Origin of the sequence: Nocardia asiatica NBRC 100129 (assembly GCF_000308415.1) — a bacterium.
Classification (GTDB): Bacteria; Actinomycetota; Actinomycetes; order Mycobacteriales; family Mycobacteriaceae; genus Nocardia; species Nocardia asiatica.
In genome coordinates, this window is the sequence record NZ_BAFS01000270.1 from 1 (window position 1) to 12,134 (window position 12,134).

A 12,134-nucleotide genomic window follows, 5' to 3' on the forward strand; every position below is an offset into this window, starting at 1 on the left:
GTCCTGGGTGGTCATCCGCTCGCGGACCACGCGCTCCATGCGGGACAGGCCGACCCGGATCTGGTTCTGGATCAGCTCGCCCACGGTACGCAGGCGACGGTTGCCGAAGTGGTCGATGTCGTCCACTTCCACCGGCACCTCGACCCCGCCGGGGGCGGTCATGGTCTTGTCGCCGGAGTGCAGGCGCACCAGGTACTCGATGGTGTTGACGATGTCTTCCTTCGTCAGCACCGAACCGACGACCTGCTCGCCCAGGTGGATGCCCAGCTTCTTGTTGATCTTGTAGCGACCCACGCGCGCCAGGTCGTAGCGCTTCTCCTTGAAGAACAGGTTCTCCAACAGGGTCTGCGCGGACTCCTTGGTCGGCGGCTCGCCCGGGCGCAGCTTGCGGTAGATGTCCAGCAGCGCCTCGTCCTGACCGGCGGTGTTGTCCTTCTCCAGGGTCGACATCATGATCTCGGAGAAGCCGAACCGCTCGACGATCTCCTCGGTGGTCCACCCCAGCGCCTTGAGCAGCACGGTGACCGGCTGGCGGCGCTTGCGGTCGATGCGGACACCGACGGTGTCGCGCTTGTCGACGTCGAACTCCAGCCACGCGCCGCGCGACGGGATGACCCGCACGCTGTGCAGGTCCTTCTCCGTGCCCTTGTCGACGCTGTGGTCGAAGTAGACGCCCGGCGAACGCACCAGCTGCGAGACGACCACGCGCTCGGTGCCGTTGATGATGAACGTGCCCTTGTCGGTCATCATCGGGAAGTCACCCATGAAGACCGTCTGGCTCTTGATCTCACCGGTGTTGTTGTTGATGAACTCCGCCGTGACGAACAGCGGAGCCGCGTAGGTCATGTCCTTGTCTTTGCACTCGTCGATCGAGGCCTTGACCTCTTCGAAGCGCGGGTCGGAGAAGGACAGGGACATGGAGCCGGAGAAGTCCTCGATCGGGGACAGCTCCTCGAGTACCTCCTCGAGGCCTCCGACTAGGCCGACGTCGCCGCGAGCGGCCGCGCGCTCACGCCAATCCGGAGAACCGATCAACCAGGCGAACGATTCCGTTTGTAGATCGAGAAGTCCGGGCACCTCCAAGGGTTCACGGATCTTCGCGAAAGACACCCGCAACGGGGCTCCGGGGATTCCGGCAACTGCCTTGGTCTGGGTGGAGACTGCCAAGATGCGTCCTTCCAGCACCTCACGCGCGTCGCGTGGTGGTCCGCGACCGTCGCTTGTCTGCTACGAATTCCGCTGGTTACGACCCGAACGAAACTCGAACAGGCACCAACGGAAGTAACACCGGAAGGGTGGGACTTACGTGTGCGAATCGAGGTATGGACAGGAGGCAGCCAGCGCAACGTCCAAACCTACACCCAAGTACACGGGGGTGTCAAAGTACCACCCGTGTGATCGTCCGCATGGCTGGCGCGCCGGGCCGAATTCGCTGGCTGCGTCGTGAGCCGCGGTGCGCTGGAAGCCACTGTGACAGCTGCCGCTGTTGTGAATAGCGTGACGGTTCGGGCGAAACTCGTCAAGTGGCAGGCCCGGCGGGAGCGCCGGCGAGATCGCCTGCCGCGCTGCGTCATCCCGGCCCTCGCGGCGGCCGTCACTGGTCCACGATGTCGCTGGCCAGCCAGCGTCCGCCCACCTTCTGCATGTGCAGGACCACGGGTCCGGCGACGCTCTGCTGCGCCACGCCGTCCTTGGTCGCGCTGACCACCAGATTGACGATCAGCTCCGCGCGATCCCGCGTGAGCAACGTCACAGCTATCGGATCGGCCTTCGCGTCGGCACTGGTCTGCGCCTGCTTGACCGCCGAAATGGTGGTATCGGCGTACTTGTCCAGATCGGCCAGCATCTTTCCGGTGAGCACTTGTTTCGCCGTGTCCCGATAGCCGTCGATGTTCTTCACGTCGTAGGCGTAGACGGCCCGCAGGGCATTGTCGGCGGCTGCCCGCACTTCCTGCGTGGCCTCGTTGTCCACATAGGCCCGATTCGACGTGTCGACCCCCGGCCGCTGCGCCGCGAGCCACGCGAAACCGCCCAGCAGGATCGCCGCGATCAGCATGGCCGCGATCACGCCCCAGCGCGTGCGCCCCGCTCGTGGCCGACGCGGGCGATCGTCATTCGGCTTCCGCGGCGCGGAACCCCGCCACCGCGACGATCCAGCCGCGGCGAGAGGTTGTCCGGCATGCGCGGCCCCCGGGTCGGCGGTGGGCCGGGCAGCGCCCGCGACGCGTGGTTTACGGCCCTTCGCGGGCCGTTCGACCCGCGTGGCCCCGGCCCGCGCCGTTTCCGTGGCGGGCCTGCGCTTGGAGGTGACGCGGTTGACCGGTCGACGCGACGTCATGGGTGTCCTCCTACGATCCCGGCTTCGGCGCGGCGGGCTGGTCGGCCGCCGGAGCGGGCGTCTGCTGGGCGGGGCCGCCACTCAAAAGCACCGGCTGGCTGAGCGAGGAGATCTGCTCGGCTTTCCAGACCGCGCCGTCCTTGGCCAGGTCGACGGTCCAGGTGTAGCGGTAGTCGGCGGGCGGCTTGTCCTTGCCGTTCTCCGTGACCTGCAGCACGACCAGGGCCGATGCTTTGTCCTCCTCGCTGTTGAGCGAGGTCAGCGAGGCGCCGAGGACTTTCGAGGTCATCCCGATCCCGCTCTGCTGAGCCAGCTGCTCAGCTTGGTCCTTGTTCTTCGTGGCCGAGTCCAGCAGCGGGCCGGTCATGGAGGATCGGGCCAGCGCCAGCGAGCCGGGCACGTCGTCGAGGTTCATCGAGGTCATGTTGAGCGCGGCTTGACGGGCGGCGTCCAGGGCGGTGTCGCGTGCGTCGGCGCGCGGACCGTCGGTGAACGCGGCGCGCACCCAGCCCGCGCCGAACCACGCGGCGGCGATCACGGCCACCGCCAGCAGCGCGACCGAAGCGGCCAAGGCCACGCTGCCGAGCGCGGACGTGCCACCCGCGTGCTCGGACTCGGCGCCTGCCCGTTCGGCAGCGGCTTCCCGACCGCCCGCGTCCGGCTCGGCGGAGGGTGCGGACGTCTGCGCCGTGCCCGAGTCGTCCTGCGGCGCCGCCTCGGCTTTCTCGGTCGGATCGGCGGTCACGACAGCACCCCGCCGTCGCTCGGCTCGACAGCGCTCCAGGGCCGCGTGCCCGTGGTTCGCTCGCTCCAGTCAGTCACGCGAGACACCCTAACGTCATTGCTCCTGGTCACCGCTTCGGCGTGACCCCCAGCAGGGTCGACAACTGCACGGCGACCGGAGTCAGGTTCAGCTTTTCCGGATCGGTTTTGGGGTTGGAGTCCCAGGGCTGCACGATGGCCGGGTCGGCGTATTCGGCTCGCTCGCCACCGCGCGCAGCGGTGGGATTACCGAACGGCACCAGACACTTGGCGTCCTTGTTGAACGGGAATTCGTCGCGCGTATCGTCGAAGTCCGGGTTCTGCGCCTTCATCTGCTCCAGAATCCGGTACGTGCCCTCGTAACCCACGGTACAGGTGGGCGGATTGTTGGTCTCCAGCACCAGACCGAAGTGGCTGGTCCCGTCGCCCGGGGCGGTGGAGGACCCGCCGATCGACAGCTGCGGGAGCATCTGCAGCAAGGGTTTGATCGCGTAGAACTTCGGCGAGATCGCCTGCAGCAGCAGCCGCAGGTTGGCCAGATCCTGGGTGAGCGAGCCGCCGCTCTCCTCGATCAGCGCGCCGAGCTGCTCACCCGCGTCGGTTCCGGTGCCGATCAGCCTGCGCACGTCTGGGTCGCTGGAGCGCAGCTGGTCGGTGAGCTCGTCGAGGCCGTCGCTGAATTCGCGGATCGCGGAGGACTGCTCGGCCTGGGTGCCCAGGGCGACGCGGCCGTCCCGGATCAGCTGGACGGTCTGCGGCAGCGTCGCGTGGAAGGTCTCGGTGAACTTGTTGAGCGAGTCGATCAACACCTGCAGGTCGTCGCCCTTGCCGTCGAACGCCTTGCCGAGTTCGCGAATCGTGGTGTTGAGTGCGTTCAGGTCCACCGAGCCCGCGAAGGTGTCCACGCTCGACAGCAGCTCCTCGACCGGCACCGGCAGGGTCGCCGAGGTGATCTCGGAGTTGTCGCGCAGGTAGGGGCCCGCGTCGGAGTCGGGCTGCAGGTCGACGTACTGCTCGCCGATCGCGGATCGGTTGGCGACCACGGCCTTCGCCGAGGCTGGGATCTTCGGCGAACTCGAGTCGATGACGAGGTTCATCACCACGCCGTCGCCGGTGAGTTCCAGCGCGCCGACCCGGCCGACCGGCACGCCGCGATAGGTCACCTCGGCGCCCTTGTAGATGCCGCCGGTCTGCGCCGCGCGCAGCTTCACCGTGTACTCGTTGAGCCCGAACAGGTGATCGAGCCGGATGTACTTGCCGCCGACGTACACGACGCCGAGCACCGCGATCACCACGAACGCGAGGAGCTGCCACCGCACCAGACGGGTCATCGGGGACCACTCCCTACGCCGAGTTGCTCGAGGATGGCCCCGACCGGGCCGGGCACGCCGGACGCGGGCGGCTGCGCCATCAGTGGCGGCAGCGGCAGGATCGACACCGTCGGCCAGCCCGGGCGCGGGCCGTTGCCGTTGTAGTACGGATTGGTCGGGTTCACCGGCACGGGCGGGCCGACCGGCGGGATGTACACCGGGTCGGGTTTTCCCACGCCGAGATTGCCGAGCGTCACGCCGATCTGCTGGTCCACCGACAACCACGTGTTCACGCTGCCGCCGAAGGTGCTCTCCAGCGCCGAGTCGGGGAACGGGTAGGTCGGGATCAACGGAACGGCCGCGACCAGATCCGGCGCGGAACGACCCAGCTCCTGCAACGTCGGCCGCAGGGCGGTGAGGTCGCGGATCAGATCGTCCTTCGAGGTGTTCAGCACGTCGAAACCGGCCTCGCCGAGCCGGTCCAGCTGGGCTAGCAGGCCGACCAGTTGCGGGCGCTGCTCCTCCAGGATCTTGATGCCCTGCGGCAGCTCGTCGAGGATCTTGCCGATCTGATCGGTCTGCCTGCTGACCCGGGCGCTGAGCACGTCGAGGCCGTCCAGCGCGCGGGTGATGTCGTCCACCTGCTCGTTCAGGCCGCCGATCAGCGTGTTCGCCTGCTCGATCAGCGAGCGCACCCGGTCCTCCCGGCCGCCGAGGGTCTTGTTCAGCTCGGTGACGATCGGCTGCAACTGCGCGACGCCGCCGCCGTTGAGCAGCAGCGACAGCGCGCCGAGTACCTGCTCGACCTCGGTGGCGTGCCGGGTGCGGTCGACCGGGATGACCGAGCCGTCGGACAGGCGGGCCGGCTCCGGATCGGCGGCGGGCCGCGACAGCTCGATGAACTTCTCACCGAGCAGGTTCGACTGCCTGACCTCGGCGCGGGCGTTCGCGGGCAGGTCGACCGACGAGTTGACCAGGGTGCGCACGGTGGCGGTCCACTGGTCGGAGCCGATGCTGATCTTCTCGACCCGGCCGACCGGCACGCCCTCGACCTTGACCGCCGACTGCGGCACGAGGTCGAGCACGTCGTCGAACTGGATGTCGATGTGCATCGGGCGCTCGCCCACATCGGCACCGCCCGGCAGCGGCACGCTGTAGATGCCGTCGGCGGCGCACGACGTGACCAGCGCGGCGGACATACCCAGCGCCAAGGCGACGCCGAGTCCCTTCGCGGCGCGACGGAATCCGATGCTCATCGCTCCCCTCCCTGCGACGGCGGCAGCCGGTCCGACGGCGTGCCGGGCACCGTCCCCGGCACCGGGTCGCGCTGCTGGTTCTCGCCGCTGAGGATGCCGAACGGCAGGTTCAGCGTCGGGGTCTGCACCCCGGCGGTGATCTGGTCGGTGATCTCCTTGCAGTGGTCCAGGATCGGGCGCATCTGCCTGCCCAGCGCCTCGAACTTGGGATCGCCCGGCATCAATTTGGACAGATCGAGCATCTTGCACACCGCGCCGAACGGGTCCTGCAGTTCCGGGAAGTTGGCGCGCATGTCGAGGGTGCCCGATTCGGCGTTGTGCACGTTGATCAAGTTGCTCAACGCCACCGGCAGCACCGGCAGCAGGGCGGCCACGTCGTTGCGCTGATCCGCCAGCGTCTGGGTGAGCTGGATCAGCCCTTCGGCGTTGCTGGCGATCAGATCCCGGTTGTCGTCGACGAACCGGGCGACATCGCCCAGCGCGATCGACAGCAGATGCAGCGCCGCGCCGAGATCCTGCCGCTCCTGGGCGAGGAAGGTCGACAGGTCGGCCAGCTGGGTGTTGAACTGCCGCACCTGCTGGTCGTTCTGGGCCAGCATGGTGATGAAGGCCTGCAGATTCTTGACCGTGTCGAAGATGTCTCCGCGTGCGTCCGACAGGTAGCGGGCCGCCCTGGACAACTGGGTCAGGCTGTCGGCCAGCGCCTCGCCGTTGCCCGCCAGGTTCGCCGCGCCGGTGCGCACCAACTCGTTCACCGCGCCCTCGGCGTTGGCGCCGCTCGGGCCCAACGCCTCGGAAAGCTCGGTGATGCTCTTGTACAGCTGGTCGACCTCGACGGGCGTGGCCGTGCGCTCGCGCGGGATGGTCGCCTCTCGCGCCATCTTCGGGCCGTCGGTGTAGGCCGGGGTGAGCTGGATGTAGCGGTCGGAGACGATGGAGGGCGTGATCTGAGCGGCTCGCGCGCCCGCGGGCACGTCGTACTCGCGATTCACGCTCATCACGACCTTGACCTGATCGCCCTGCGGCTCCACCGAATCCACCGAGCCGACCGGAACGCCGAGAATCCGCACGTCCGAGCCCTCGTAGATGCCGACCGAACGATCGAAGTACGCGGTGATCCTGGTGGTGGTCAGCCGGTTGAACAGCCACCACAGCACCACCGCCACCAGCACGGCGAGCACCAGGACCAGCGCGAGGCCCACCTTGGCGCCGCGACTGGAACCGCGCACCGCACCGACCGGGTCGCTACGCCAGTTGTCCGCCACGTCAGTTACCTCCCAAGGTGCGGATCGGCTGACGGTAGCCGGGGATTTCGGGCAGCGCGGGCGGCAGCACGTTCACGATCACCGCGTCGAACCAGCGGCCGGTGCCGAGCACGTTGGCGTAAAGGCTGTAGAACGGCGCCGCGAGTTCCAGGGTCTTGGAGATGTTCTGCTGATTGGCGTTGAGCAGATCGATCGAGGCGCGCAGATTCGTCAGCGCGGGCCCGATCTGTTCCTCGTTGTCGTGCACGAGCGCGCTGAGCTCCGCCGAAACCGTCTGCGCGCCGGACAACAACTGCCTGATGGACTGCTGCCGGATGTTCAGCTCGGCGAGCAACTGGCCGCCGGAGGCCAGCAGCCGCTCGAACTCCGCGTTGCGATCGGCGAGGATCTGGGTGGTCTGCCTGGTCGCGGCGAACAGCTTCTTCAGCTCCTGGTCGCGCTTGGCCAGCGTCTCCGACAGACGGGCGACGCCGTCGATCGAGCCGCGGATCTCCGGCGGGGTCGTCTCGAACGCCTCCGACAGCACCTGCATGCTCTTGGCCAGCTGGGCGGTGTCGATCTGATCGATGGTGCGCGCCGCGTCAGTGAACGCGTCCACCACGTCGTACGGGGAAACCGTGCGCGAGAGCGGGATCCGCGAACTCGGATCGGCCGGCTTGGAACCGCGCGGATCGAGCGCGAGGAACTTCTGCCCGAGCAGTGTCTTGATCTGGATGGACGCGGTGGTCGCGTCGCCGATCCAGGTGTCCTTGGTGCGGAAGTCCACCAGCACCCGGTCCCCGGCGAGCCGGACGTCGGACACCGAGCCGACTTTGACGCCCGCGACCCGGACTTCGTTGCCCTTCTTGAGACCGGCCGCCTCGCTGAATTCCGCGGTGTACTTGGTTCCCGCCCCGATGATCGGCAATCGGTCGAGGTAGAACGCCGAGACCGTCACCAACAGCACGACGGCGATGCCGAGCGCGCCGAGGAAGGCCGGGCTGCGCTTGCCGAGCAGAATGCGGTCGTCCATCAGCGAGCCTTCCCATGGCAGCGCGGCGCCGCGTTGGTGTACAAGGGCTGGTTGATCGTCGGCAGACCGGCGGGCAGGTTCAGCTGCGGCGCGTCGACCGCGCCCGGCCCGACGACGAGGTCGATCCCGCACAGATAGAACTGGAACCACGAGCCGTAACTGGCGGCGCGACCGAGCTTCTCCATCTTCAGCGGCAGGTTGTACAGCGCTTCGTTCACCTCGTCCTGCCGCTCGTCGAGCGTGCCGGTCAGCTGGCTCAGACCCGCGATGGAGCCCTGCAGCGTCGGACGCACCGGCACGAGCAGATCCGATGTGGCCGAGGTCAGGTTGGCGAGCGAGGTCACCGAGCGCCCGATCGTGTCGCGTTCGGCGTTCAAGCCGCTGATCAGCGCTTCGGTGTTCACGATCAACTGGTCGAACTGGTCGTCGCGCCGGTTGACCGTGTCCAGCACGGCGGTCAGATTGCGGGTCAGCTCACCGATCACGGCGTCCTTGTCGGCGATCTTGTTGGTCAGATTCGCCGTGCTGGCGACCAGATCGCGGATGGTGCCCTGCTCGCCCTGGAAGACCTGGATGATCTCGAACGACAGCTTGTTCACGTCGTCGGCGGTCAGCGTGCGGAACAGCGGGCGGAAGCCGTTGAACAGCGTGGTCAGGTTCAGCGCGGGCCTGGTGCGCTCCAGCGGGATGGTGCCGCCCTCGTTCAGCTTGCGGCCCTGCTCGCCCGTGCCCTGCTCCAGCGCGATGTAGCGCTGGCCGACCAGGTTGCGGTATTTGATCGTGGCGGTGGTCGAGGCGGGCAGCCAGTCCCGGTCGGTGAGATCGAATCTCACCTCGGCCACGCGCTTGTCCACGATCGAGACCTTGGTGACCTTTCCGACCCGGACGCCCGCGATGCGGACCTCGTCGCCGGGGTTGAGCGCGGTGACGTCGCTGAACCTGGCCTTGAATCCGGTGCCGCCGCCGCTGTAGTTGGCGATGGACAGCGCGAGCATCGTGGTCACGAACAACGTCACCACGACGAAGACGATCAGCTTGGTCAGCGACCCGCCCAGGCCGCGTAGCCGCTCCTTCATCGCACGCTCACCTCGCTTCCGCGGAAAGCGGGCGCGCCGGCCCTGGTCACCCAGCCGGGTACCTGATCCGGGGCGACACCGTTGGCCGCGCCGTAGATCGCGCCGAGCGACTGCTGCTCCATGGGCGAACCCGCGATCGTCGGCATCTTGCTCGCCGGGTGGACCCCGAACTGGGGCGGCTCCAAATGGCCGATCTCCTGGTCACCGGGGTTGCGGCTGGGGACGGCGTAGGAGCCGTCGTTGTTCGGGCCGCCGGTGTACTGGCCGGGGTCGACACCGAGCGGCATCTCGGGGATGCACCACGGCCCTCTGGGGTCCAGCCAGCGCGGCTCGTCCTGGTTGGGCAGGTACTTGCCGCGGGTATTGGTGAGTTCGATGGTCACCCGGGAGCCGGGCTGGTCGGTGCCCTTGCCGAAGATCCGGTCGATGCGCGGCTTGAGCTGCGCGAAGTTCGCCAGCGAGCAGGCGTAGTTGGGGGAATAGTACGCCAACTGTTCCAGCGCGGGACGGGCGTCCGCGGCCACGTCGATGATGTTGTCGCGGTTGGCGATCAGGAACTCGGTGGTGGTGGCCGAGGTCGGCGTCAGCGTCGCGTATAGGAGGTCGATGTCGGTGCGCCTCTGCACGATGGTGGCGTTGGTCGTGCGCAGATTGTCCAGGGCTTGGATCAGCTGCGGCGCCGCATCGGAGTAGGTGGCCGCCACCTCGGCGAAACTGCGCAGGTCCGCCTGTAGGTCCGGCAGCACGACATTGACTTGGCGGAATGCCTCGTCCAGCTTGTCCACGGTCTGGCCGAGCGCGAAGCCCTGACCGGCCAGCGCCTGGGACAGCGCGCCCAGGGTGGCGGCGAGATCCTGCGGCGGGATGGACTGCAGCAGCGGTAGCAGGTCGTCGAGCAGCTTGCTCAACTCGACGGCGTTGCCGCTGACGTCCTGGCGCAGCGTCACGCCGTCGGTGAGGTGCTGCGGGCTGGGGTCCTCCGGGATCACCAGGTCCACGTAACGCTCGCCGAACAGTGTCTTGGGCAGCAGGCGAGCGGTCGCGTTCGCCGGGATCTGCTGCGCCTTCTCCGGATTGATGGCGAGGTTCAAGGTCACCTCGCCGCCCTCGGACTTGCTCGAGCGCACCTCGCCGACGTTGATGCCGCGCACCTTGACGTCCGCGTTGCGGGTGAGCGCGTTGCCCACGCTGTCGGTGACCAGGTCGACGTGCACCGTCCGCACGAACTGCTTGTTGTAGATCGCGACGGTGACCCACAGGAACAACGCGACCACGACGAAGAAAGCTATGCCCAGTACTCGAATACGCAGTTTCTCGGTCGAGCGCCAGGTCTGGGTGCGGCTCATCCGGCCACCCGCACCGTGGTGGTGGTGCCCCAGATCGCGAGGCTGAGGAAGAAGTCGAGGATGTTCACCAGGACGATCGCGGCGCGGACCGCGCGGCCGACCGCGACGCCGACGCCCGCCGGTCCGCCGGTGGCGTGGAATCCGTAGTAGCAGTGCACCATGATGATCACGAACGCGAAGACCAGCACCTTGAGGAACGAATAGAGCACGTCCTCCGGTGGCAGGAACAGACTGAAGTAGTGGTCGTAGGACCCGCTGGACTGCCCGTTGAACCAGATGCTGATCATCCGGGACGCCAGGAACGTGCCGAGCAGCCCGACGATGTAGAGCGGGATCACCGCGAGGAACCCGGCGATCACCCGGCTGGTGACCAGGAACGGTATGCCGGGCACCGCCATCACCTCGAGCGCGTCGATCTCCTCGGAGATCCGCATGGCGCCCAACTGCGCGGTGAAACCACAACCGACCGTCGCCGACAACGCCAGAGCCGCGACCAGCGGCGCGATCTCGCGGGTGTTGATGTAGGCGGTGAGGAAGCCGGTGAGCACCGAGCTGCCGAGCGCGTCGAGGGCCTTGAAGCCTTGCAGTCCGACGACGACACCGACGGAGCCGGACATGAACACGATCACGCCGATGGTGCCGCCGATCACCGCCAGCGCGCCGGTGCCGAAGGTGACCTCGGCGAGCAGCCGCATGACTTCCTTGCGGTAGTGCACTGCGGTCCGTGGGATCCACGCGATGGCCCGCGTGTAGAACGACATCTGCTCGCCCGCGCGGTCGATGACGTTGAGCGGCATACGAGCGAGTTCACCCGCCCGGCGCATGGACTTGGCGACCGGGGTTCGGTACGACGTGGCCATCGGTCAGGCGCCCTTGGCCGGGACGACCTGGAGATACACCAGGGTCAGGATGAGGTTCACGAAGAACAGCACCATGAATGTGATCACCACGGATTGGTTCACCGCGTCACCGACTCCTTTCGGGCCCCCCTTGGGATGCAAGCCCTTGTACGCGGCGATGACGCCGGCGAGCAAGCCGAACACCGCCGCCTTGATCTCACCGATCCACAGGTCCGGCAATTGCGCGAGAGCGGAGAACGACGCGAGGTAGGCGCCCGGGGTGCCGCCTTGCAACAGCACGTTGAAGAAATACCCGCCCGCGATGCCCACCACCGAGACCAAGCCGTTGAGCAACAGCGCGACCAGCATCATGCCGATCACGCGGGGCACCACCAACTTCCGCACCGGATCCACGCCGAGCACTTCCAGTGCGTCGATCTCCTCGCGGATGGTGCGTGAGCCGAGGTCGGCGGCCACCGCCGACCCGGCCGCGCCCGCGATGATCAGGGCCGTGACGACGGGAGCCGCCTGCTGGACGGTTGCCAGCACACTGGTCGCGCCGGTGAAGGACTCCGCGCCCAATTGCTTGATGAGCGAGCCGGTCTGCAATGCCACGACCGCGCCGAACGGAATAGCGACCAGCGCGCTGGGCAGGATCGAGACACTGGCGATGAACCACGACTGCTCGATGAACTCCCGCCACTCGAAAGGGCGACGGAATGTCTTGCGCAGAACATCGATGAGCAGCGCAAATATATTGCCGGCCTGGGCAAACCCCGACTCCAGGGGAGTTCGCAATCGCGCCAGGGTCGAATTCACGATCGCAGATGTTACCCGTTAGTTGTGTTGTGTCGCACGGTGGTGTCGTACGCGCCGCCCTGATAGTTGGCCAGGTCGCCGCTGTTGTACGCCATCACCTGCGTGTCGTCG

General features: G+C 67.4%; 10 protein-coding genes and 1 pseudogene. All 11 read right to left on the reverse strand.

Going from position 1 to position 12,134, the window contains the following annotated elements; translation table 11 throughout:
- Window positions 1-1,185, reverse strand: a pseudogene (locus tag ON27_RS25445) (DNA-directed RNA polymerase subunit beta); the annotation flags it as partial.
- A 409-nt stretch (window positions 1,186-1,594) separates the two neighbouring features.
- On the reverse strand, window positions 1,595-2,338 hold the full coding sequence (locus tag ON27_RS25450; RefSeq protein WP_043733053.1) for a hypothetical protein: 744 nt from the start codon (window positions 2,336-2,338) through the stop codon (window positions 1,595-1,597).
- A gap of 10 nt (window positions 2,339-2,348) precedes the next feature.
- Window positions 2,349-3,083 carry a hypothetical protein gene (locus tag ON27_RS25455; RefSeq protein WP_083887807.1) on the reverse strand — a complete coding sequence of 245 codons (735 nt, stop codon included), beginning with the start codon at window positions 3,081-3,083 and terminating at the stop codon, window positions 2,349-2,351.
- 106 nt (window positions 3,084-3,189) lie between these two features.
- Window positions 3,190-4,431 (reverse strand): MCE family protein, encoded by a 1,242-nt coding sequence (locus tag ON27_RS25460; protein ID WP_043733056.1) that lies wholly within the window; start codon window positions 4,429-4,431, stop codon window positions 3,190-3,192.
- On the reverse strand, window positions 4,428-5,609 hold the full coding sequence (locus ON27_RS25465) for an MCE family protein (protein WP_051046990.1): 1,182 nt from the start codon (window positions 5,607-5,609) through the stop codon (window positions 4,428-4,430). The genes ON27_RS25460 and ON27_RS25465 overlap by 4 nt, the downstream gene beginning before the upstream one ends.
- A gap of 53 nt (window positions 5,610-5,662) precedes the next feature.
- Window positions 5,663-6,895: an MCE family protein gene (locus ON27_RS25470; protein WP_043733075.1), complete on the reverse strand. Its 1,233-nt coding sequence runs from the start codon at window positions 6,893-6,895 to the stop codon at window positions 5,663-5,665.
- A gap of 37 nt (window positions 6,896-6,932) precedes the next feature.
- Window positions 6,933-7,943: an MCE family protein gene (locus tag ON27_RS25475; protein WP_043733062.1), complete on the reverse strand. Its 1,011-nt coding sequence runs from the start codon at window positions 7,941-7,943 to the stop codon at window positions 6,933-6,935.
- A complete protein-coding gene (locus ON27_RS25480; protein ID WP_043733065.1) occupies window positions 7,943-9,019 on the reverse strand; it encodes an MCE family protein in 1,077 nt (358 codons plus the stop codon). Before ON27_RS25480 ends, ON27_RS25475 begins: the two co-directional genes overlap by 1 nt.
- The gene (locus ON27_RS25485; protein WP_043733067.1) at window positions 9,016-10,365 is read right to left on the reverse strand and encodes an MCE family protein; all 1,350 of its coding nucleotides are present in this window, start codon (window positions 10,363-10,365) and stop codon (window positions 9,016-9,018) included. Before ON27_RS25485 ends, ON27_RS25480 begins: the two co-directional genes overlap by 4 nt.
- Window positions 10,362-11,225, reverse strand: a complete 864-nt coding sequence (locus tag ON27_RS25490; protein WP_043733069.1) for an MlaE family ABC transporter permease — start codon at window positions 11,223-11,225, stop codon at window positions 10,362-10,364. Before ON27_RS25490 ends, ON27_RS25485 begins: the two co-directional genes overlap by 4 nt.
- A gap of 3 nt (window positions 11,226-11,228) precedes the next feature.
- Window positions 11,229-12,023 carry an MlaE family ABC transporter permease gene (locus ON27_RS25495; RefSeq protein ID WP_051046989.1) on the reverse strand — a complete coding sequence of 265 codons (795 nt, stop codon included), beginning with the start codon at window positions 12,021-12,023 and terminating at the stop codon, window positions 11,229-11,231.
- Window positions 12,024-12,134 lie beyond the last annotated feature (111 nt).

Coding starts and splice junctions, on each gene's coding strand:
- ON27_RS25465 (WP_051046990.1), bottom strand. CDS start 5,609: ATGTCCGCCGCGCTGGTCACGTCGTGCGCCGCCGACGGCATCTACAGC.
- ON27_RS25485 (WP_043733067.1), bottom strand. CDS start 10,365: ATGAGCCGCACCCAGACCTGGCGCTCGACCGAGAAACTGCGTATTCGA.
- ON27_RS25450 (WP_043733053.1), bottom strand. CDS start 2,338: ATGACGTCGCGTCGACCGGTCAACCGCGTCACCTCCAAGCGCAGGCCC.
- ON27_RS25480 (WP_043733065.1), bottom strand. CDS start 9,019: ATGAAGGAGCGGCTACGCGGCCTGGGCGGGTCGCTGACCAAGCTGATC.
- ON27_RS25475 (WP_043733062.1), bottom strand. CDS start 7,943: ATGGACGACCGCATTCTGCTCGGCAAGCGCAGCCCGGCCTTCCTCGGC.
- ON27_RS25490 (WP_043733069.1), bottom strand. CDS start 11,225: ATGGCCACGTCGTACCGAACCCCGGTCGCCAAGTCCATGCGCCGGGCG.
- ON27_RS25460 (WP_043733056.1), bottom strand. CDS start 4,431: ATGACCCGTCTGGTGCGGTGGCAGCTCCTCGCGTTCGTGGTGATCGCG.